The sequence below is a fragment of the Paenibacillus sp. sgz302190 genome (assembly GCF_059820445.1).
Map to the genome: position 1 here is coordinate 14243 of NZ_JBZYAO010000017.1, position 21025 is coordinate 35267.

Sequence of the window (21025 nt, forward strand, 5' to 3'; positions counted from 1 at the left end):
TCAATCATGAAATTTTCAAAAATGGAATTGACATATGGAGAACGCGGTGCTAAATTCATATTAATTTGGTGGGAATTATTGTCATTTGTGTTCACTGGTTGACTGGAGACACAGACCGTTTGCAGCGGTTTGTGTCTTTTATTTTACCCAAGGAGGTTACCAATCCCATGAAAACAGCAGGTAAACTGTATCTTGGCGGCGGCACTGCAGCCGTGCGCGCGTCCGCCCGAATTCCGACCTCATTGTCGCGGCAGGCGCTGCCGCTGCTCGTCATCACGGCTTCACTTCTTCTCCATACGCTCGTGCCGAACCGGCAGGTCGTCGCTTCCAACGCGGCCTATGCGGCGCTGCTCGGCCTGGCCGCCCTGTTCTACGCCGGGTGGCTGCTCCTTTCGACGCGCAGTCCCAAGGCGCGCGCGAAACTGCGTGAACACGCCCCCCTAGCTTCGCTCAGCTTCGCGCTCATCGCAGTGTGGGAGCTGCTGACGCAAAAATGGGCTCTGCTGCCCATGCCCTATTTCCCCTCGCAGGTCAAAGTACTAGACGCGCTGATCCATGAATTCGGCAGCTTGGCCGTCAGCACCGCTTACTCGGTTCGGCTGCTTGCGATCGGCTATGCGATCGGCACGCTGCTCGGCTTGACGACCGGCATCCTGATGGGCTGGTACCGGCAGTTCCGCTACTGGGCGAACCCTTTCATCCGCATTCTGGGCCCGATTCCGTCGACCGCCTGGATTCCGATCGTGCTGGTCGTGTTCCCGACGAGCTTCTCCGCCAGCGTCTTCCTGCTCGTGCTCGCTTCCTGGTTTCCCGTCACGGTTATGACCTGGACCGGCATTTCCGGCGTAAGCAAATCTTACTTCGAAGTCGCCAAAACGCTGGGCGCAAGCGAGCAGTACCTGATTCGCAAGGTGGCAATCCCCGCCGCATTGCCGCAAATTTTCATCGGCCTGTTTATGGGCACGGGCACCTCCTTCGTCACGCTCATCGTCGCGGAAATGCTCGGCGTGAAGGCCGGGCTCGGCTTCTACATCACGTGGGCGCAGGGATGGGGCGAATATTACAAAGTATATGCGGCGTTGTTCATTATGGCGCTGCTTTTTTCCGGCATCATTACTTTGCTGTTCAATGTGAAGGATAAAGTATTGATTTGGCAAAAGGGGCTGATCAAATGGTAGCGCGCGCCGAGCGAGGGAGCATCGCCGCCAGCAATGTGACCCGCGTTTTTGAAAATACGGACGGCTCCGGCCTGATCGCGCTAAGCGATGTGAATCTGGAGATTCGAGCGGGGGAATTCGTATCGCTGATCGGTCCGAGCGGCTGCGGCAAATCGACGCTCCTGCGGCTGATCGCCGGCCTCGACCGGCCGACGTCCGGACGGCTCGCGCTGGACGGCCAGGATATCGACGGACCGCATTACACGCGGGGCCTCGTGTTCCAGGAACCGACGCTTTTTCCGTGGAAAAACGTCCGGGACAATGTAGCAAGCGGCTTGGAAGCCCGCGGCGTGCTGAAGCAGTCGAGCCGTGAAGTCGACACATTCATCGAGCTTGTCGGGCTTAAGGGCTTCGAGAGCGTATACCCGCACATGCTCTCGGGCGGGATGGCGCAGCGGGCCGCGCTGGCCCGCGCGCTGGTCAACAATCCCAAGGTGCTGCTCCTGGACGAACCGCTCGGCGCTTTGGATGCGTTCACCCGCATGAATTTGCAGGATGAGCTTCTGCGCATTTGGCGCGAGCGGGGAACGACGATGGTGCTCGTCACCCATGACATCGACGAAGCCGTCTATTTGAGCGACCGCGTCATCGTCATGACACCGCGGCCGGCGGAAATCAAGGATATCATCGATATCCGCCTGCTGAAGCCCAGGGTGCGAAGCAGCCGGGAATTTTTCGAATACCGCTCGCGGATTCTCGAAATTTTGCATCTCGTTCCCGAGAAGGTCGGATGCGAACAAACCGAATAAGAAATGAGGATTTGTTATGAATGCTATCAAACTGCGTTCGCTGCTTTCGCTGCTTTTGCTGCCTGCCGGCTTCATCGTCCTGACGGCCTGCGGGTCGGCTTCTGCCGCCAATTCCGCCGCATCCGGGGCGGGCTCGCCCGGCCAGGAGCTCAAGCTCCAATTCGCGACGAGCCCGGCCGCGATCAAAACCGGAGCGCCCGTCAGTTTAAGCGCGACGCTGACCCGAGGCAACCGGGCGGTTCAGGACGCCGATGTCGTCCTGGAAATATGGAAAGCTGACCAGCCTGACGGCGACCATATTCAGCAGCAAACCAAGCACGATCCGGCCGGCGGGTATGTGCTGAAAGGTTCGTTCGTCGAAGCGGGCGTCTACTACGTGCTCGTGCATGCGACAACGGCCGAGGCCCACCAAATGATCTCGGCCAAGTTCGAAGTCCGGGACGGCAGCTAAACCGGCGGACGGAAACGGAGAGGATATGTGCCATGAAGAGATCGTCCCAATGGGCCATCGTTGCGGCTATGCTCATGTGCATGGCCTTCGTCTTTTACCGGCCCCCCGCCAAGCCGGCGGTCCTGCCGGGCGAGGGCGTCGAGGTCGGGCTGAAGGCGCCCGACTTTAATTTGGAGGATCTGGACTCCCGATCCTACAGTCTCGCTTCCTTTCGCGGGAAGCCGACGATCATCAACTTCTGGGCCTCCTGGTGCGGCCCCTGCGCCGACGAAGCGCCAAGCTTCGCGAAGCTGGATCAGGCGCATGGCTCGGAGATCCAAATCGTAGCGATCAATTTGACGACGCTCGATGCGCCGGATAAAGTGCGGCAATTCGTCCAAAAGTACGATTACCGCTTCCCCGTCCTGCTCGACACAACCGGCCAAACAGCGGCTGCTTACAAGATCCGGCCGATTCCGTCGACTTTCTTTCTCGACAAAAGCGGCGTCATTGCAGACAGCGCTCTGGGCACCATCGATCCGCAGACTTTGGAGCGGAAAGCGTTGGCTTTGCTAGCGGGGCCGTGAGCAGGCTTCGCCGAAAAAGACAATGGACAGGGCGGCCGCTCCCTGTCCATGATCTCTTTTAAGCGCGAGGCTCCTCGCCCTTTTCGATCCAATCGTCGCGCGTGGGGCCCAAAAGGTCCGGTACGCGCAGCCCCGCTTGACGCATCAGCACCGTCATTTGACCGCGATGATGGATTTCGTGGCGCAGCGTAAATCGCAAGGAAGCACCGTTCTGCCAGTCCTCCCCGAACATATTCACGGCCTGCACAAGCGTCTCGTCCGTCCATTGACTCCGTACGGCGCGCAGGAAAGCTCGGCTCATACGGCGATATTCGCCGACGATGGCGGCCGCCGATGTAGGTACTGCCTCATCGGCCAAGGGCTCGTCATAAGATAGCCCCAAGTAGGTCATGTAATTGTACGACAGCACGAGGTGCCAGGCGATGGAGCCAAGCGTCCGGTGCTTGTCCGTAACGGCCTGCGAGAGCGATTCATCCGTAAGCGCATCGAGCGCTTTTTCCGTTATTTGGGATTCCATTTCGAATTCCTTTACGAACTCGTCGATACTGGTAAACATTCGTGAACACTCCTCTATTCATTTTTCCACTCACATCGCCTAGTATATCAAATAAATACTGACAAATACGGTCAGCAATTCTGACCGCGCCAAAAAAAACCGCTCCTCGCGGGAGCGGCAGCTTATCATTCGTTCGTTCGAACCGATTGCGGTTGCGTGAAAACCCGCGACTTTGCGGCATGCTGAAGTACATTTGGCGATTTCTCCGCCATTGCCGCTTCATGGATCGTTTACTTTTTACATACAGGTATCCATATTTCGCTTTTAAAAGTCGGGGACGCGACATCTTTGTTTTCGTTCCACAAAATCTCCGGCCCGTTTGTTTGTTCATAGCCCGAGGACGGAAACCATTCGGAATAAATGCGGCCCCACACCTCCTGCAGCGTACCGGGAAACGGCCCCACCGCCGTGAATACAGCCCATGACGAGGCGGGAACTTCAAGGCATGACCAATGATCCGGACACTCCTTCGTTGACGCCACGCCGATGTAATGGTCCAGCTCTCCTTGTTCATCCATCCGCCCTTCGGAAAAGTTCACGGATGCGTTTAGCAGCCCGAATGGCGATACGTCAGACAGCTTCTTAAGATCGCTGATCGCCTCATCGTTTAAGCTTTTCCACATGGAAGCAATCTCCGGATTGACCCCCTGGAATATAATGGGGACCCTTTTCTTGATGCCGATGAGGCGAAAAGCCGCTTTTTCTTCCATCCGATAATTCATTTCTTCCCCTCCTTTGACAGATAGTTGAAAAGTCATCCGAGGATAAGCTTTCAAAGATTGGCCGGTCATTCTGGCCTCAGTCGGCGTAATGCCATGTACGCTTTGGAACGCTCTTGTAAAAGAGTCCGGCGAATTGTATCCGTATTTGACCGCAACGTCAATGATTCTCATGCGGCTATTGTTGAGCTCAAACGCTGCAAGCGTAAGGCGCCTGCGGCGAACGTACTCGGACAGCGTTACGCCTGCAAGCAGCGAAAACATTCTTTTAAAATGAAATTCCGAACAAAAAGCCAGCTTTGCCACTTCTTTGAAGTCAATCTCATGCGTAACATTTTCTTCGATATAGTTTAACGCCCGATTCATGTGCTCAAGCAAATTCATGCGCACCTCCTCCCTGTATATATAACATAGCAGAAGCGACACGGCACTATCCGACTTTTCGTGCACAATTGAGCAGGATTACATCACATTATTTCCTTGCATGCACCATGAACAGCGGTGAGGTCACGCTTTTGGAGACGGAAGTATAGCTGCCATAGCGGTTTTTGTCGTCATGGAGCCGTTTTTGGATATCCATATCCACTTCGATATATGTCATACCGAGTGAGAGCAAAACTTCCACATCCCACTGAGGACGATTTTTTTCGCAAATGTATAACGATTTGGCAATAACATTGCGTTCCTTCAGTTGTTCCTGGGTTTGCGTCGGATGGCATAAACGCTCCCCTTTTTCATCGGCTTGCTTGAAGGCTTGGCCATAGTTGGCGTCAAAATTCAAAATACTGCCGCCGGGCGCGAGTACGCGGTACATTTCGCGATATGCTTGATGAGGGTCATGCAGCGTCCACGTCACATTGCGGGTAATAATGAAATCGAAACTTGCGTCGGGAAAATCAAGATGATGGGCATCCATCTGCCGGAAGGTGATCCCGTTATAGCCCAGATTTATTGCATTTGTCTCGGCATTTCTCAGCATCGCGGTTGAGTAATCGATGCCGGTAACGTCGCAGCCCAGGTCAGTCATAATAAAAGCAAAAAATCCGGCGCCTGTGCCCAGGTCAAGAACTCTTACCGGACCGGAATGGGGGATGCGTTCCTGAATAACTTCCGTGTATTTATGGCGCAAATCGCTTTTAAAATCGTCAAGCCGCAGCCCGCTGAATTCGTCGGCACGCCCTGTCCAATAGCTGTCAATCCGTTCTTGCATCATTCGATGCCTCCTTTCAGGCTCCGGCTATACAGTTCCTTTTCTCTTTGCCTTCTATAGCAATCATTCGAACAGGGATATCGTATAGTTCCTCCATGTTTTTCTGTGTGATCACTGCGTCAGGCTCTCCATAATGAACAAAACTGCCATGCTTCATCACAGCCACATAATCGGCAGCTTCCAAAGCATGATCCGGGCAATGGGACGTCATCATGATTCCGACTCCCTTGTTTTTCAATGTTTTTATGACCTGCAGAAAACGAAACTGGTTGCCAAAATCCAGATGTGCGGTCGGTTCATCCAGCAGCAGTATTTGCGGTTGCTGGGTTAAAGCGGCGGCCATCATCACGAGTTGACGCTCGCCGCCTGAAATGTGGGTATACGGCTGCCCGGCCAAATGCTCGATCCCCAAAAAACTCAGATTGTCCATAGCAATCGTCATATCTCTTTTCCCCGGAGACGCCAAATAGCCAAAATGGGCCGTTCGTCCCATCATCACTACATCCAGTACGGAAAAGGGGAACGTCGGGGCATGCATCTGCGGAATGTAAGCCATACAAGAGGCCAATTGTTTGTTCGTGTAGCTTTGAACGGGCTTGTCATCGTAATACACTTGTCCTTTTATCGGTTTGTGCTGATTGACCAAGCATTTGAGCAGCGTGCTTTTGCCTGCGCCATTGGATCCAAGAATGCACAGCACGTTTGGCGAAGTGACTTCGAATGAAATGTCATGAAATATTTGCCGGCCGTCTTTGTATTGAAAGGCGATGTTGTCCGCCCTTATTTTCATTACCAGTTCACCTTCTCCCTGAGCATGAAGTAAGCGAACAAAGGCGTGCCTACCATTGCGGTTATAGCGCCCAAAGGCACTTCTACCGTTGTCAAGGCTCTGCACAAATCATCGATAAGCAGCAAATAAGAAGAGCCGAGGCAAATGCAGACGGGCAGCAGCTTTCTGAAATCAGGTCCGACCAGCATTCTTCCCAAGTGGGGAATGATCAGCCCGACCCAGCCTATTACACCTGCAATGCTGACAGCGGCGGCGGTTAACATACTGCAGCAGACAATGATCATGATTCGGTCTCGTCTGACGTCTACGCCGTAAGATTTCGCCTCTTCGTCGCCCAAACTTAATACATTCAGCCGCCAACGAAACAGCCAAATAACAACAATGCAAATAACAAACAAAGGCAGCGCTGCCAAAAGCATCGACGTGCTGACGGACGACAAGCTCCCCATCAGCCAAAATACAATCGCAGGAAGTTTGTCAAGGGGATCCGCTACAAATTTGATAAGCGAGACAAGCGCCGAAAATAAAGACCCGACAATAACCCCGCCTAAAACCAATGTAATGGCGGAGTTTCTGGCTCTAGAGCTCAGCAAAAATGTCAAGCCTACGGAAACGAGACTAAAGATCAACGCGAAAGCTTGCACGGCCCATGAACGATTCATCAAAAGGATGGCCAAAGCAGCGCCAAATCCGGCACCGTTGGAAACGCCAAGCGTGTATGGCGACGCTAACGGATTCCGGAAAATACCCTGGAAAACAGCGCCCGACACCGCTAGCCCGGCGCCGACGAGCATGGCGGCAATGACACGCGGAAGCCGTACTTCCAGAATGATATTTTCCGTTAAAGATGCCCAGGTTTTTTCCAGAGGGAACATTTTGCTCAAAAGAATTTGGCATACTTCCCCTGCCCCGACATCATATTTTCCCATCATCAGAGATAGAACGAAAATGACTGCCGGTAGAGCGACCAAGATCACCCCCATCAGCTTGGGCATCTTGTTTTTTTCAAACTTATAACGTTTTACCGCGTTGGACATGGCGCATGGTTCTTTCCTTTCTGCAACAAATTTCGCTATTCTTTATAATCGATGCCGTAAAAATGTTTGTAAAAATATTGCACCATCGCGCCCAGGTCCACGTCTTTAAAAGCTTCCGGATACAATGTTTTCGCCAGCCAGATTTCTCCCAAGGCCATCGATTCCGGTGCCGGATTCCCCCAAGGTTTCGTATAGCCCGGCGCAATGATCAGCTTGTTGTTCTTGACCGCACTGATTTCAGCCCATGCGCTGTTTTTTCTTATTTCGTCCAATACGAACAAATAGCGGCTTTGCACAAAGATGACATCGGGATTCCACTGCGCAATCTGCTCGACGCTCACCTGCTTATATCCTTTAATCGTTTCCGCAACGTTGCGGGCGCCGGCTTTGGCCATAGCAACGCCGACATATTTGCCCGTTCCGTACGTGTACATATTCTCGTTAGCCATGTACACTTTGATTCTGTCCTTCTCCGGGATTTCGCGGAGGTGTTTGGATACGATAGCCCGATTGCTTACGATATAATCCCACAATTCGGAAGCTTTCTCTTTCTTGTCCGTAATTTGGCCAATAAGGGTCATCGCTTGTTTGAGTCCTTCGGTATACGCCTCGTCCGGATTGACAAGATCGGGATGTATCGTCGAAGCCTGCTCTTTATCCGCCACATATAAGGTAATGCCTACGACAGGTATGCCGAGTTGTTCAAGCTGCGCGATCGTCTTTTTCGGCACCTGGTTGGAAATAAATACGACATCAGGCTTCAAATCAGCGACAGCTTCCACATTCAAATCCGAAATGGTTCCCGGCGTTTTCAAGTTCTTGATTCCCGGAAAAACATCCCCGACATAACTGCCGAGCAAGCTTTCCCAATCGCTCATCACCCCTACGAGCTTATCTTGAGCTTGCAGTTCAAGCATAATATCCAAAGTGTGATGCTGCAGAGCAACGATTCTTTTGACATGTTGAGGAATTTCTACAGTGCGGCCCAGTTGATCGACAATGGTATAAGTTTGACGGGCGGACTCGCCGGCTTGCGCCTCGGTCTGAGGTTCTTTGGCTGTATTCGCAGCGCTGCCGCAACCGCTCAGCGAGAGCATTAGCAGCAAAGCACATACGAATAAGGTTAAAAGGGATCTGTTGGTTTTCATCTATTTTCTCCTATCTTGTAGAATCGTGCTGATATGTATTTTATAATTAAATATATTTAGTTATAAATGATATAAATCATAGATCATTATATAAAACGAGATTTATTTAGTAAACAAAAAAAGAAAAAGGCCGCCATAAGCAGTCTTTTGATAAATTTCTGTATCCATTTTTTAATAAGCCTGATTCTCCCACGCTTTCGGCACATAAGCGCAATAAGGATCGCTTTCCAAATAATCACCCGTTGCCGCATAGGCTCTGGCTCTGGAGCCGCCGCAAAGCTCCTTGAATTCGCAAACTCCGCATTTGCCCTTTAACAACGACTTGTCGCGCAGCTGCTTCAAAACGGGAGAATTGCGATAAATGTCCGTCAGTGCCCGCTCACGGACATTCCCGCAGCTTACAGGCAGGAAACCGCTAGGATAAACATCGCCGATATGGCTGATGAAGACGAAGCCATCCCCGTCATTGACCCCTTTATGCGCACGACCGAGCACATCCGCACGTTTTACGCCTGCTTGGGCTTGATTTGCTCCCAAACGCCGCTGCTCTTGCAGGAATACTCTGCGGTAATGCGGCGCTTCCGTTGCTTTGACGCCGTATGGCATGCTTTGCTGAACCCGGCATAACCATTTCATGACGTCTTCGTGCTGCGCCGGGGAAATCATATCTTTTTCCATCCCGCGACCGGTCGGCACCAGAAAAAAAACGCTCCAAAGCACCGCTCCCATCTCTTTAACCTTCTCCGCAATCGCCTCAAGATCGTGGAGATTGTACTTCGAGACCGTCGTGTTCACCTGGATAGGAATTTGCAATTGCTGCAAATAATCGATGCCTCTCATCGTTAGATCGTAAGAACCTTTCGTTCCTCGAAAATGATCATGTATGTCTGCGCGCGACCCATCCAGACTGAAGGCCCAACGAGACAATCCAACCTCCTTGGCTGTTCGAATCGCTTCGCGCGTTACTTTTGGCGTTGCGCTAGGCGTCATGGAGACGGACAGCTTCTTCCGATCGATCGCATATCGGGCAAGTTCGAACAAATCGGGCCGCATTAGCGGATCTCCCCCGGTGAACACGAAAAGCGGATGGTCCATCTCCGCAATGCTGTCGATCAACCGTTTCCCTTCCTCAAACGTAAGCTGCCGGGCATCCGCCTTATACTGCGCTTCCGCCCGGCAATGCAAACATTTCAAGGCGCACGCCCGGGTTACCTCCCAAATGACGATAAACGGATTGTCGTTATAATCTCGTTCCTTGACTAAGAACGACATGTGGTCCCTCCTTTCGCGCTTTTCAAACATCACGGGTTTTATTTTAAATTTCCGGGCACCGATTTCAAAATTTTCCCGGACTTCAATGCTTGGGCCGATGTTATGGCAGGTCTAATAAGCTTCATCTCCTGATTCGCCTCCCTTGTATCGATCTGCCTGTTTCCACAGCAGGCTCAACACTCGCTTCATTTTCCTTTTCTCATGCGGACAAGGACGTTTTCCCGTGCGCATCCGATATAACGGGCAATGGTTGCCCTGGCAGGCAGGGCGAAAAAAACAAGAGCGGCATACCGCATCCTTGTCTTCGCCCGAGCTTGTCCATAGCGATAATTTGTCCATATCGAGCTCCATACGCCCATCCTTGGACAGCCTTCCGACTTGATTTATCTCGTCATCGAATGCGACGGAGCATTTATACAGCTGTCCGTCCGTCCCAATGACAAGCGAATTAGGCTTGGCGGCATAACATACGGACCCTGAAGGCATAAGTGCGTCTGCAATTGTCTCGCTAACGGTCAGCCCTTGTTCCAAGCCGTAATCCATCATTTCCCAGAGGTGCTTATCGGACGCCGTCCTGTCACAAACGGGAATCCGATCGTCCTGTGGTCCGCCCCAACGGCCAATCGGTCTGACCAGGAGCTGAAACCGGCTGTCGCCTCCAAACCATTCGGACAACCGCTTGAGAAATCCGGGTACTTCTTCCACGTTATCTGCGTCAAAGTTGACGCGAAGATCCATCGTAAACGAAGCGTCGAGGCTGCGCAGTTCCAGCAAATTTCCGATAATCGTTTCATACGTTTTCCCGCCGCCAAGCAGCCTTCTTCGCTGATCGTGAACCGCAGCAGTTCCATCCAATGTAACCATGTATCGGGTAATGTTCCGGTCCAGCAGCTGCCTCATTCGCTCCTTGGTCAAATAATACCCGTTGGTTGACATGTCCGCCGAGTAGCCGGCGCCGTTCCGCGAACAACTTTCCATGAAGCAATCGGATAGTTCATCGATCGTGCCGGGCACAAGCAGCGGTTCGCCTCCGAACCAGCTGACCGACAGATGATCAATCCGGGCCGCTGCCTCCCGGACGTAAGCCTTGAGACCATCAATCGTCTCCCGGCTCATCGCTCCCCGCGGGAAAGATTGATAGCAATACGTACAGCGAAAATTGCACGCCTCGGTCGGCATGATCACAAGGTGCATGGATGCCGCTTCCTTCTGGGCATCGTGAAGCTGCTGCGCTTGCCGCAGCTCATCCGTCATTGCCGGCACAAGAAAGCCGGCTTCGCGCAATTCGGCCGCTAATCCCGCCGATGCCGCTGTCGCTTCCCTTCCCTCAAGCAAGCGGCATGCTTCCGCTTCTTCCTCGGGCGGGACGGCCGCCATCGCTCCGGTATAGGTGTTGTAAAGCATCCTGCCTTTGCCATCGATTCGAACACTGCGAGTAAAACGGGAAGGAACCCAGTGATCCGACATTCCAGTTCACAACCTATCTGAATCTCTCATTTTAGCAATCAGGCTCATGCTCATTTTTACAAATACGGGTTGTCGTGCTTGGCCTTCAATTTCTGCCACCGCCGCTCCACTTCGCGCTCAAATTGGTCAAGCAGACCGCTGTTCTCCTCCTTGAGCAAATGCTTCGTTTTGCCCATATAACGCAGCCATTCCGAGATCGCCGCTTTTTTGCCTTTGGCCTCCGGATCGTAGGTGATCGTTGTAACGCCGCGCTCTACTTCGTACAGCGGGAAGAAGCAAGAGTCGACTGCCGCTTTGATAATGTTCTCACCGTAACGGTCGTCCGATTTCCAGTTCAGCGGGCAAGCGATCAGCAGCTTTCCGTAAACCATGCCTTCGTTTTGCGCATACCATTGCGCTTTGGCGGCCTTCATCACGAGATCCTGCGGATAAGCCTCAGTTCCCGTGAAAATATAAGGAATGTTCGTGGCCGCCATAATTTGCGGCGTATCCTTGTGATGGAACGGCTTGCCCTGCTGATTCTTGCCTACGCCTGACGTGCTCGTCATGTGCCCGATCGGCGTCGAATAAGACAGCTGCGCCCCCGTATTCATGTAACCCCCGTTGTCGTATTCCAAGACGATCATCTTATGATTGCGAAGCGCCGTACCGATCGCCGAGCCCATCCCGATATCCATGCCGCCGTCTCCGGTCACCATAACGAACGTAAAGTCATCGGGCAGCTCGATCTCCCCGCGCTGCTTCCGTTCCAAGAACGCTTCAACCGTTCCGGACAACGTCGCCGGTCCGTTCTGGAACAAATTGTGGATGAAGCTTTGCTTGTGGGAATTGTATGGATACCCGGTCGTCGTTATATAGGCGCAGCCGGTTTGGAACAGCGTGACGACATCTCCTTCGATGCCTTTAAAAAACAGCTCCAGCCCCGGGAAAATGCCGCAGCCTGGACAAGCGCCGTGCCCGGAGGCAATCCGCTTCGGCTTCCCGGTCAGTGCGCGCAATGGCGGAATACGCACTTTCAGCTTGCCGGTCTCTTCGTTTTCCGTTACTTGAATGAGGCCGGACTTGAACATGGAACCGTGCATCGGCTCAAGCACCGGCTCAAGCTTTTGCCCGGACCCCAATGCCGAATGGCCGTAATAGTCAAAAGGAACTTCCGCCGCTCCGCGTTCCATGGCTTCAATCGTCAACCGGAACAAATTTTCGGCATCGTCAGCGTAGAAATCTTTGCCCCCGACGCCGAAGATGCGGGAAAGAACGATCGTACGGTTGTCTTTATCGTCCTGCAGCGCCGATTTGACCTCATGGGTCAAATTCGCCCCATTCGCGCCGTACGAATCCGCCCGTTCGCCGATGAGCATCGCCTTCACCCCGCGAACAGCGTCCCGGATGTCTTCGGCCGGGAACGGCCGCAGCATATTCGGGCTGACGACCCCCGCTTTGATGCCTTGCGCGCGCAGCCGGTCGACGACATCCTTCGCCGATTCGGCAGCCGAATTGAGCAGGAACAATGCCACCTCGGCATCCTCCATCTTGTACAAATCCAATGTACCGTAGGATCGGCCGGACAGCTCCTCGTATTCATCCGCCACTTCCCGGAATACTTCTCCTGCTCGATGCATCGCTTCCGACTGCTGAAAGTGGTTATTGATCAAATCGTCCCCATTCATGTATGCACCGATGACGACCGGCTTGGCGGGATCGAGCACATGAGGAGATGCGGGCGCTGTCTCGCCGACGAACTGCTGTACCGTTCTGCGGTTGGCGAAAACCTGCACTTTGCGCTTTTGGTGCGAGGTGAAAAATCCGTCGTATGCCACGATGACGGGAAGTCTTACATCCGCATGCTCCGCAATGCGCAGCGCCATGATGTTCATGTCATAGACGGCCTGCGGCGTGCGCGCTGTCAGGATGACCCAGCCGGTATTGAGGCCGTAATACAAGTCGGAGTGATCTCCGCGAATGTCAAGCGGCCCGCTCACCGCGCGGGTTACCAGATTCATGACCATCGGGAACCGCGTCCCGGCCTGCACGGGCAGCTGCTCGATCATATACAAAAAGCCGTTCGCGCTCGTCGCGTTAAATACCCTCGCCCCCGCTGCGGCGGCGCCGTAGCAAATTCCTGCGGATCCATGCTCCCCGTCCGCCGGAATGAGCTTGATGTCGTGTTCACCACGCGCCTTCATCATATCCAAATATTGAGCGATCTCAGTCGACGGTGTAATCGGAAAGTAGCCCATGACATGATAGTTGATTTGGGCGGCGGCCATCGCCGCCATCTCATTGCCGGATTCGAATACCGTCCGTTGTTCGGCCGCAGTTGTTTGCAGTTGTACGTGCTGCTCATTTTCTTTGACTGACATTAAACTCGCCCTCCCGTCGCATAAGGAAAACGCTGAACTGCACGGTGAAGCTCCGCATAACCTGGTTCTTCCCGCAAATCGCCAAGCGCATCCGTCGGGCAAGCTTCAACGCATTTCAAACAGCCTTTGCAATATTGGTAGTCGATGCCCGTTAAGTACATCTGCGGGTTGCCTCTCTTATCCGGCCGTTTTTCCCATACAAAGCAAAAATCCGGACATACCGTGTCGCAAGCTGCGCAATGAATACAAACATCCTCGCGATACTCCGGCAAATAGCCTTGACGCGAGCCGCTTAAATTTTTGAGCACGCTGTTGGCGGCAACCGTTAAAATGCCTCCCGGCTCCTGTGTCAAATAGCCAAGGGCCGGTTCGGGGCGGCGGTAGACCGCTTCCCCTGAGCCTTCGGCATGCAGGCTTTCGAAGCGAACCTCGGCAAATCCGCGGTCAAACGTACGCAAATTCGGCTCTACCAGATGAGGCACCTTTTTCTCGAACGTTTTGCGGATAACGGTCCTCATCGACTCCGGATCGAGAAAATCGCAGATACGGAACAAGGCCCCAAGCATCGCCGTATTTACCTTCGTCTTCTCCTCCACAGCGATGCCAAGCGCATCCACGATCGCCAATGTTCCCGTTCGCAGCCCCAAATCCTTGGCAACCTGCGCGAAATCGCGCGCGGAATTGACGAGAACGACGCCATTCGGACGCAGCCCGCTTACGACGTCTATCATTTTATACAGCGTCTCGTGAAAAACGCCGATGACATGCGGACGCTCGATCGGGCTATGATCGCGAATTTCGACGTCCGGGTCGCAATAGCGGACAAAGCTTTTGACCGGCGAGCCTTTCTTTTCGGAACCGTATGATGAAAAGTTCGAGCCGTTCAAGCCATGGCCAATCACGCCGACTTCCGCCAGCATTTTACCCGCAAGGTTTGCGCCAAGCCCGCCAATCGACTCCAATCGAATCTCGTAAAAGCCAAGTTCGTTTTTTTGCGGCAATATCGACAATAACCTCTCCCTCATTTCTTCCATGATCTTAGCCGATGCTAACTTTATCATAGATGGATTGAAATTGTTGTGATGTTCGTCACGTCACCGATCCGATAAACACCGTTAAACCTGAGGAAGACAGGGGATGTTCTTGCACGCAGATCCGATTCAGATGTGAGAAACTCACTTAAAACAAGTATGCGGACAGCAGCAAAAATTGCAGGGCAGCCACGATTTCGATGATCCCCACCGACCATGGACGCAGCGATTTACCCGCAAAAGCGAAAGTTCGCGCTGCTGAAAACAAATAAGAAGCGGTCAGCAAAGGATATCCGACCGCCCACGGAACGATGAGCAATAACCCGTGGTATACGCGCGCATAGGCGAGCCAACGTTTATTCGTTCTTTCGCGAAATACTGACTTTACGAAAAAAACGCTGCCCGTAAAATGCAAAAAGCTGAACAAAACGACCGCCGCCATCGTTTGATCCCATCCTCCCCCGCCGAGCAGGTAAGCAGCTGCGCCTCCGATGGAAAAAATGAGGACGGCGCACAGGTCATTCACCATCGCTCTTTCCGATTTGCGCTTTGCATGCCATATATTAATCAGCAGCAGCACAGCAAGAGGAAAGCCAACATACAAAAGCGACGGCTCGCTAATTAACGGAGGAATCAAGCACACGAGTGCAGCCAATCCGTAGAAGACGCCCCATCTGACCCAGTAACCTCTGTCAGCGGTTCTTTTTACAGATTGAAGGAACGCATACGATGACAAATAAAGAAAAAGCCATGCCATAAATAACGGTACATGCATCCATTGCAGCATTCCTGCCATCATTCCGAACAAAAACGGTACGCTGACCATGGCCCAACCGCCATGCTCATGCGGAATCACGACACTCCGTTTCTTCATGGGAACACCGCTCCCCCACAGAAAAATTTTGTTTCTGCCTATTGTTCTTCGATTCGCGGGAACAAGATGTTGTTTTCCAAATGGATATGTTGAAAAAGATCCGATTCCAGCTCGCCTAATTTATGAAAAGTAATGGTGTACGTTCTGCATGCTCCCTCCGGCAAGGCATACCCGTTCGTGACCGCCCTCATCTCCTTTAAATAATTCCCGACAACGCTATGATCCGACTCCAGCTCATGCAAACCTTTTATGGCCTGTTGATGCAGTTCGGCTGTCGGATGGCTTGCATATTGCTTTAACAGAGGGAAGAGCACCTCTTCCTCCATAATCAAGTGCTGATCCAATTCAATCTTCATTTGGTGGAAAAGTTTATGCAATGCCGAAAGCTCGACATGAGTTCCGCCGTGAACGCGAAAAACTTTCGTGACAAATTCGCTCAGCAGCGGCATTTCTTTGCGCAAATAGGCATGATGATGATTGACGACGTAATCGATTAAATCTGCTATCGGCTCTTCCCGCCAATCCGTTTCACTCGCTTCATTCCTGCTTTTCATTTCCGCAAAGCTTTCATTCAACCGGTGCAAAATCTCATGCTCATCCAGTTTTTTTTGACGGATCGCGTCCAAGAGGCTGCGGTCTCCTCCACAGCAAAAATCGATCTGGACTTCCTTGAATAAATTGCTCGCCCCCGGGAAGTCGGAAACGATAGCGCCGATTTTTTCTTCTCCGTTAAAATGTTGTTCCATTTCGAATCATCCTCTCTGTCTTAACTTTTCCCTTACAGTATATGCCTAATGCCCTCTGTTCACTGTGATTCGGAACACACTTGACGGATGCTATGCACTTCACCCTGACGGGTGACGTGACATATTTTCGAGGTTCAGAACAGTTCCTCCAAACTGCGGTATTTCTTGAAGGCCGCCAGCAGCTTATTCACTTTTTGCGCGCGTTGTTCCAAGCTTCCGTTCAACATAAAATAAGCCATTTTCCTCGTTTGAAGATCTGCAACGATTTGTTTTTGAAACATATGCCGCTGCGTGTCGCCGGAACGATCCCAAGTATCGTCATACGGAATGTCCGTGTCGCATACAAATACGAGATCGTAGCGGGATGAGGCGTCTTGAGCCAACTGCCGCAGCCTCGGCGCTGCGTCGCGATGATAATAGCGGGAAAACATATACGTCGTAATCGCATTCGTATCTACGAACAAATACTCACGCGCATTCGGAAGCAGCGCATCTTCCCTCTCCACGTGGCCTTCGGCGATTTCGACCAACTGCTCTTTCGTTAGCCTTCTGTTCTCTTGATGCTGCGCCCAATATTCCCTTCCGTACTCGGGCATCCAGACCGTTTGATGCTGCCTGGCCATATGTTCGGCCAAAGTCGTTTTTCCTGTCGACGGAGCGCCCAGAAAAACGATTTTTGTGATCAAGTCGCTGTATACGACCGGGTCTACATACATTTTTTGCGCGAAAAGGTTTGCGCGCACCGCAGTGCCTGAGACGGGAACACGTTCCCTGCGCGGGTCGACCTGCCGATTGACTGCGCCCAGAGCGGCGCTCATATGCTCCCCGTACAATTCGCTCGAATAAAAATGAGTCACCCGTTTGCCGCCAAGCAGGCCCAGCACGTATTGTTCGTGCATACGTTTGATTTCCGGCGTATATCCGACAACCGTCGGACCGTCCCATGCTTCGATCACCGACACGGAAGGGTACAGCCTGCGAATCCAGTCGGCGCGGACAGGAAGCGGAACATTCGTCGTTTCGGGACAATCGTAAATGATGACGATGACTTCATCCGTTTCCTTAAGCGCTGTCTCAACGACGTATTGATGTCCGCGGTGAAAAGGAGCGAACTTCCCCAAAGTGAGTCCTACCGTACGTTTTGTCATGTTTGTTCACTCCTTTTCCATGAAATCCAGGTTGGCAGCCCGTCTGTTCTGCGCGTAACTGCGCCGGTTCCACTGTTTTTTCCACGATATCAATCCCATAACGGCGATGCCCAGAAATACGAGATACAAGCAGGCGACCGCATCCAAACCTTTGTAGAGATACATGGCGACCGATAAAATGTCTACCGCGATCCACACATACCAGTTCTCCAAAACTTTATACGATAGCAAATACTGCGCAATCACGCTTAAGGTGGCGATAAAAGCATCGGCATAAGGAATCGAGGCGTCGGTGTAGCTTTTTAAAAACGTTCCCCATGCCCAAGTCACGACAAGCAGGAATACGAGCAGAAAAGCCGCCAATCGCGGGTCGATCCTTTTGGTTGGCCGTACTTTGGCGGTTCCCCGCTTCGTCAGCCATATCAACCACCCGTAGACGCTCAACATAAAAAACAAAACCTGTAGCGTCATATCCGCGTAAAGCTTCACTTCCCAGAACATATAAAAGAAGCAAACGACGTTCACGAGGCCGATCGGCCAAGCCCAAATGTTTTCCCGGGCCGTCAGCCAAACGCATAGCAGACCCGTGATCGTTGCTGCAATTTCCAAAGCTGATGATGACGTCAGATATGCGACTGCCAGCATGGCTGCTATCAGCCCCAGCATCGTCCACGTTTGTTTTTTCATTGTTCATCCCTCCGTCAATATAGTATTTATAATATTATCAAAATGACAATATTAAATCCGAAAAAGAAACGCCTAGCTGTAAATCGACAGCTGAGGCTGAACGTCTGTAAACCGGTATAACTGCGCGGCCCTCTGAGAGTAGCGGTTGGACATTTTCAACTCGCCGCCGCGGTCCCGGACTTCTTCGATGATCCCTTTGCGGCTCTGGGTCGAAGTTATTTTGCGGATGAAATTTTTCTCCTCGAACTCCGGTACGACCGTTTGAATAACCTGATACAGCTCGCTGATCGTAAACTGCTCGGGCAGAAATTGTTTGGCGATCGTCGTGGTCAGCATTTTGTGGCGGATTTGATCCAAAGCGTCCCGCAAAATAACGTCGTGGTCAAACGCCAGATTCATCTGCAGCGCCTCGGATACGGGAAACAAACGCACATCCTTCGCATCGTCGGCAGCTCTGCGGTTTTCCAGCTCCGCCTCGTTCACAAGGGCACTAAAAGCGTGGGAAATGATCCATCCCCGCGGGTCTCTGCCCGGTGCGCTGTACACATTCAAATATTCGATATGAACACCGCCTACGTTCGTCTCTTCTTCAAGCTCGCGCCGCGCGCATTCATAAATCGATTCCGTTTCCTTCGAAAATCCCCCGGGCAAAGCCCACTGCCCTTCGAAAGGCCAACTTTTTCTGGCAATGAGCAGCACTTGCAGCTCCCTTAGCGGCAGTGATTTCTTGGCTGTTTTGCGCTCTGTGGAAGTGATCGTAAAAATCACGATATCGGCAGGCGCGCCGTCGGGTGTGCGATACTTGCCGGCGAAATAAATGGATTCGGTCTCGATGGATTCGGTCATCGCCATCACCTGCCTGTCAAATAATTTCATTTTGATATTATCATTATGATTATATAAAAACGATTTGTCAATACGTCATTTCCCCGTTTTTTCTATGACGATAAAACAAGTGCTGTCAGGCAGTGAAACCGGATTTCCGGCTTCATCGGTTATTCGGATTTTGCTTTCCAGCGCCTCGGTATATCCCTCCTGGAGATAATGCCGGCTCGTCAGCACATTTGCGCGCTCGCCAAGCGTTGTCCGGATAAAATCAAGGTACCCGGAAGGCGTGAAATAACCGAATTGTTCCTGGACTTCGTGAACGTAAGCTTCATCGCCCCATGTGAACGTGTACAAAAACTCCATGGCATCGTTAACAGGCATTAGCGCTTCAACGCCGCTCAGCTTTTCAAATTCGATCTGCCGGCCGGCAAAATCGCGCGCATACCGCTCCAGCCAAGACATCCCGTCTTCCTGCAGGAAGCGGATTTTCCTTTTCTCCGCCGCCGGCTCTGTCATAATGCCGTCGCGAATAATGATGCGCCCTCCGGCGGACAAAACGTCAAATGCGCTCCGGAGCGCCGCGGCGATCGTATCGTGATTGAATTTTTTCCCGTTGTAAGGGACGTAGGAATACAATTCGTGAAGAATCGACGAAAAAATAACCGTATCTATGCTCCCGGGCTCCACGTAGTCCTTCAGATTCAGAGCATCCCCCTGCATCACTTCCCAGCGGCGGCCTTCCACCTGCTTTCTTCGCTTCAGCGCTTCGATGACATTCGTGGAAATATCGATCCCGATTGGAGTTGTGTCCGGCAGCTGGCGCTCGATCAAATCGAGCAAAACGCCTCCGCCCGGGCCGATATCGATGACGCGCCGCCCGACCACGTAGTCCAAAATAATCTTTTTGTAATCTGCGGTTTGGTTCATCGTCGCCAAGTAATCTTCTTCATTGTGAAAACGGTCGTAAGCGTCTCTGCGCAGCTCGAACAAATCGAACAGCAGCAGCACGGCCTTTTCGTATAACGGCGACTTCTCCGCTTCCACACAAAACTCGATCAGCTTGTCAGCCGCGGCGGAGAACTCGAACCGAAAGAAAACCGTATCCGGGATATACACCTTTTTCTCGATCCGGTGCCGGAGATGGGGGCTGTTTGAAACGATGCTCCCTGCCGCAACTTGTTCCCAAGAAAGTTCCTCCAAATACTTTTCGATGATCCGCTTTTTGTAGATGTTGATCTTTTTTACGCCTTTATAGTCGTAGTACATCGCGTTCATGAATGTCTCGAAACTGATGTGCTTAACGGCCTGAAGATCCGCTGCCCGGGCGATCAGCGAAAATATTTTCAGAAACTGCTCCAGTGAAAAATCTTGCAGTGCGGGCTCCACATACCAGAACGTCCGGTGGTTGAACAAACTTTGCAGCGCCTGGAAATCGACCTTGGCCTCCAGCTTTTGCAGCTCGCCCTCAAAATCTTCTCCCCGCAGTATGGAGGAGGAACGCAGCTTGCTCAGCCTGTCCTTGAAATTGTTCGCTTCAACCTTCGCCCCGGCGGAGATGTGACGAATGAGCTCCTTAACCTCAGCTTCAACCTGCTCCCAAAGCTTGGCGGAGACCGCCCCGATGATACAATAATTGAGGGATTGCAGCAAATTCTCCAATTCGGCCGGCGTCACCAAACCTTCGCTCACCAAGTCCGCTAGCGGCCAATTTTCACTAGACGGAACTTCTCCCCGAAGCTGTTGACCGATAAGCCCGTGAGTCTCGATAAGCTTGTGAATCAGCTTTGTTTTAGCGCTCATCTTGTCATTTTGGTGTTTCAGATACAATTGCGCCGAACCGATATTATGAACAAAACAATTAATCCCTTCTTCCTGCCAGCGGATGCGGTCCCGCAATGTCCCGCCTTTGGCCGTCTCGGACCAAATCAACACTTCCTCCAGCAGTTCTTTCATCCAAAACGACACATGCAGCGAATCGAGCAGAAGCAGGCTTCTTTCCACATAATCCAAAACCGGATTCGCTTGCGACAGCTCCTGCAGTGAATGAATTCTTTCAAAATTGACGATACGCTCCTCAGCCGAAACAATGTATTGCAGCCAAGCATGGCGCTCCAAACCATCATATCGGGCCTGGCGGCAGCTTGAAATAGCAGCAAGCGATTCGAGCAT

General features: G+C 52.2%; 20 protein-coding genes. 4 read left to right on the forward strand and 16 right to left on the reverse strand.

Annotation, left to right across the window (positions count from 1 at the left end):
* Positions 1 to 167 precede the first annotated feature (167 nt).
* From AC6RNO_RS19310 to AC6RNO_RS19325, 4 genes are read left to right on the forward strand one after another with little or no spacing between them, the layout of a single operon-like run.
* The gene (locus AC6RNO_RS19310) at positions 168 to 1178 is read left to right on the forward strand and encodes an ABC transporter permease subunit (RefSeq protein WP_497106417.1); all 1011 of its coding nucleotides are present in this window, start codon (positions 168 to 170) and stop codon (positions 1176 to 1178) included.
* Positions 1172 to 1966 carry an ATP-binding cassette domain-containing protein gene (locus AC6RNO_RS19315; RefSeq protein WP_497106418.1) on the forward strand — a complete coding sequence of 265 codons (795 nt, stop codon included), beginning with the start codon at positions 1172 to 1174 and terminating at the stop codon, positions 1964 to 1966. The genes AC6RNO_RS19310 and AC6RNO_RS19315 overlap by 7 nt, the downstream gene beginning before the upstream one ends.
* A 16-nt stretch (positions 1967 to 1982) precedes the next feature.
* Positions 1983 to 2417, forward strand: coding sequence for a FixH family protein (locus AC6RNO_RS19320; protein WP_497106419.1), 435 nt, complete (start codon positions 1983 to 1985; stop codon positions 2415 to 2417).
* A 32-nt stretch (positions 2418 to 2449) separates the two neighbouring features.
* Entirely contained in the window at positions 2450 to 2983 is a 534-nt protein-coding gene (locus AC6RNO_RS19325; protein WP_497106420.1) for a redoxin domain-containing protein, read from the forward strand.
* 58 nt (positions 2984 to 3041) lie between these two features.
* Here AC6RNO_RS19325 and AC6RNO_RS19330 read toward each other — a convergent pair whose 3' ends face one another.
* The 16 genes from AC6RNO_RS19330 to AC6RNO_RS19405 all read right to left on the reverse strand — a co-directional run bounded on the left by AC6RNO_RS19330 (position 3042) and on the right by AC6RNO_RS19405 (position 21025).
* Positions 3042 to 3539: a DinB family protein gene (locus tag AC6RNO_RS19330; protein ID WP_497106421.1), complete on the reverse strand. Its 498-nt coding sequence runs from the start codon at positions 3537 to 3539 to the stop codon at positions 3042 to 3044.
* A gap of 230 nt (positions 3540 to 3769) precedes the next feature.
* Positions 3770 to 4642: a GyrI-like domain-containing protein gene (locus AC6RNO_RS19335; protein ID WP_497106422.1), complete on the reverse strand. Its 873-nt coding sequence runs from the start codon at positions 4640 to 4642 to the stop codon at positions 3770 to 3772.
* Between the two features lie 88 nt (positions 4643 to 4730).
* Complete coding sequence (locus tag AC6RNO_RS19340) at positions 4731 to 5471, reverse strand: methyltransferase domain-containing protein (protein WP_497106423.1); 741 nt, start codon at positions 5469 to 5471, stop codon at positions 4731 to 4733.
* 13 nt (positions 5472 to 5484) lie between these two features.
* On the reverse strand, positions 5485 to 6258 hold the full coding sequence (locus AC6RNO_RS19345; protein ID WP_497106424.1) for an ATP-binding cassette domain-containing protein: 774 nt from the start codon (positions 6256 to 6258) through the stop codon (positions 5485 to 5487).
* Entirely contained in the window at positions 6258 to 7295 is a 1038-nt protein-coding gene (locus AC6RNO_RS19350; protein WP_497106425.1) for an iron chelate uptake ABC transporter family permease subunit, read from the reverse strand. Before AC6RNO_RS19350 ends, AC6RNO_RS19345 begins: the two co-directional genes overlap by 1 nt.
* A 35-nt stretch (positions 7296 to 7330) precedes the next feature.
* The gene (locus AC6RNO_RS19355) at positions 7331 to 8443 is read right to left on the reverse strand and encodes an ABC transporter substrate-binding protein (protein ID WP_497106426.1); all 1113 of its coding nucleotides are present in this window, start codon (positions 8441 to 8443) and stop codon (positions 7331 to 7333) included.
* A gap of 171 nt (positions 8444 to 8614) precedes the next feature.
* A complete protein-coding gene (locus AC6RNO_RS19360) occupies positions 8615 to 9715 on the reverse strand; it encodes a TIGR04053 family radical SAM/SPASM domain-containing protein (RefSeq protein WP_474681882.1) in 1101 nt (366 codons plus the stop codon).
* A 111-nt stretch (positions 9716 to 9826) separates the two neighbouring features.
* Positions 9827 to 11182 carry a radical SAM protein gene (locus AC6RNO_RS19365; RefSeq protein ID WP_497106427.1) on the reverse strand — a complete coding sequence of 452 codons (1356 nt, stop codon included), beginning with the start codon at positions 11180 to 11182 and terminating at the stop codon, positions 9827 to 9829.
* 56 nt (positions 11183 to 11238) lie between these two features.
* On the reverse strand, positions 11239 to 13542 hold the full coding sequence (locus AC6RNO_RS19370) for a thiamine pyrophosphate-dependent enzyme (RefSeq protein ID WP_497106428.1): 2304 nt from the start codon (positions 13540 to 13542) through the stop codon (positions 11239 to 11241).
* Positions 13542 to 14552, reverse strand: coding sequence for a 2-oxoacid:acceptor oxidoreductase family protein (locus tag AC6RNO_RS19375; protein ID WP_497106429.1), 1011 nt, complete (start codon positions 14550 to 14552; stop codon positions 13542 to 13544). Before AC6RNO_RS19375 ends, AC6RNO_RS19370 begins: the two co-directional genes overlap by 1 nt.
* A gap of 169 nt (positions 14553 to 14721) precedes the next feature.
* Positions 14722 to 15447: a YwiC-like family protein gene (locus AC6RNO_RS19380; RefSeq protein WP_497106430.1), complete on the reverse strand. Its 726-nt coding sequence runs from the start codon at positions 15445 to 15447 to the stop codon at positions 14722 to 14724.
* A 38-nt stretch (positions 15448 to 15485) separates the two neighbouring features.
* The gene (gene ric, locus AC6RNO_RS19385) at positions 15486 to 16193 is read right to left on the reverse strand and encodes an iron-sulfur cluster repair di-iron protein (RefSeq protein WP_474681887.1); all 708 of its coding nucleotides are present in this window, start codon (positions 16191 to 16193) and stop codon (positions 15486 to 15488) included.
* Between the two features lie 134 nt (positions 16194 to 16327).
* The gene (locus AC6RNO_RS19390; RefSeq protein WP_497106431.1) at positions 16328 to 17341 is read right to left on the reverse strand and encodes an AAA family ATPase; all 1014 of its coding nucleotides are present in this window, start codon (positions 17339 to 17341) and stop codon (positions 16328 to 16330) included.
* Between the two features lie 6 nt (positions 17342 to 17347).
* The gene (gene pnuC / locus AC6RNO_RS19395) at positions 17348 to 18028 is read right to left on the reverse strand and encodes a nicotinamide riboside transporter PnuC (protein ID WP_488436211.1); all 681 of its coding nucleotides are present in this window, start codon (positions 18026 to 18028) and stop codon (positions 17348 to 17350) included.
* 72 nt (positions 18029 to 18100) lie between these two features.
* Complete coding sequence (locus AC6RNO_RS19400; RefSeq protein ID WP_497106432.1) at positions 18101 to 18904, reverse strand: NUDIX domain-containing protein; 804 nt, start codon at positions 18902 to 18904, stop codon at positions 18101 to 18103.
* Between the two features lie 45 nt (positions 18905 to 18949).
* On the reverse strand, positions 18950 to 21025 hold the full coding sequence (locus AC6RNO_RS19405; RefSeq protein WP_497106433.1) for a class I SAM-dependent methyltransferase: 2076 nt from the start codon (positions 21023 to 21025) through the stop codon (positions 18950 to 18952).

Excerpts from the sequence above, each read along its gene's own strand:
- pnuC (WP_488436211.1), bottom strand. The coding sequence starts at position 18,028 with ATGAAAAAACAAACGTGGACGATGCTGGGGCTGATAGCAGCCATGCTG.
- AC6RNO_RS19310 (WP_497106417.1), top strand. The coding sequence starts at position 168 with ATGAAAACAGCAGGTAAACTGTATCTTGGCGGCGGCACTGCAGCCGTG.
- AC6RNO_RS19350 (WP_497106425.1), bottom strand. The coding sequence starts at position 7,295 with ATGTCCAACGCGGTAAAACGTTATAAGTTTGAAAAAAACAAGATGCCC.
- AC6RNO_RS19365 (WP_497106427.1), bottom strand. The coding sequence starts at position 11,182 with ATGTCGGATCACTGGGTTCCTTCCCGTTTTACTCGCAGTGTTCGAATC.
- AC6RNO_RS19335 (WP_497106422.1), bottom strand. The coding sequence starts at position 4,642 with ATGAATTTGCTTGAGCACATGAATCGGGCGTTAAACTATATCGAAGAA.
- AC6RNO_RS19405 (WP_497106433.1), bottom strand. The coding sequence starts at position 21,025 with ATGCTCGAATCGCTTGCTGCTATTTCAAGCTGCCGCCAGGCCCGATAT.
- AC6RNO_RS19340 (WP_497106423.1), bottom strand. The coding sequence starts at position 5,471 with ATGATGCAAGAACGGATTGACAGCTATTGGACAGGGCGTGCCGACGAA.
- AC6RNO_RS19325 (WP_497106420.1), top strand. The coding sequence starts at position 2,450 with ATGAAGAGATCGTCCCAATGGGCCATCGTTGCGGCTATGCTCATGTGC.
- AC6RNO_RS19380 (WP_497106430.1), bottom strand. The coding sequence starts at position 15,447 with ATGAAGAAACGGAGTGTCGTGATTCCGCATGAGCATGGCGGTTGGGCC.
- AC6RNO_RS19330 (WP_497106421.1), bottom strand. The coding sequence starts at position 3,539 with ATGTTTACCAGTATCGACGAGTTCGTAAAGGAATTCGAAATGGAATCC.
- AC6RNO_RS19345 (WP_497106424.1), bottom strand. The coding sequence starts at position 6,258 with ATGAAAATAAGGGCGGACAACATCGCCTTTCAATACAAAGACGGCCGG.
- AC6RNO_RS19370 (WP_497106428.1), bottom strand. The coding sequence starts at position 13,542 with ATGTCAGTCAAAGAAAATGAGCAGCACGTACAACTGCAAACAACTGCG.
- AC6RNO_RS19320 (WP_497106419.1), top strand. The coding sequence starts at position 1,983 with ATGAATGCTATCAAACTGCGTTCGCTGCTTTCGCTGCTTTTGCTGCCT.
- AC6RNO_RS19400 (WP_497106432.1), bottom strand. The coding sequence starts at position 18,904 with ATGAAATTATTTGACAGGCAGGTGATGGCGATGACCGAATCCATCGAG.
- AC6RNO_RS19355 (WP_497106426.1), bottom strand. The coding sequence starts at position 8,443 with ATGAAAACCAACAGATCCCTTTTAACCTTATTCGTATGTGCTTTGCTG.
- AC6RNO_RS19360 (WP_474681882.1), bottom strand. The coding sequence starts at position 9,715 with ATGTCGTTCTTAGTCAAGGAACGAGATTATAACGACAATCCGTTTATC.
- ric (WP_474681887.1), bottom strand. The coding sequence starts at position 16,193 with ATGGAACAACATTTTAACGGAGAAGAAAAAATCGGCGCTATCGTTTCC.
- AC6RNO_RS19315 (WP_497106418.1), top strand. The coding sequence starts at position 1,172 with ATGGTAGCGCGCGCCGAGCGAGGGAGCATCGCCGCCAGCAATGTGACC.
- AC6RNO_RS19390 (WP_497106431.1), bottom strand. The coding sequence starts at position 17,341 with ATGACAAAACGTACGGTAGGACTCACTTTGGGGAAGTTCGCTCCTTTT.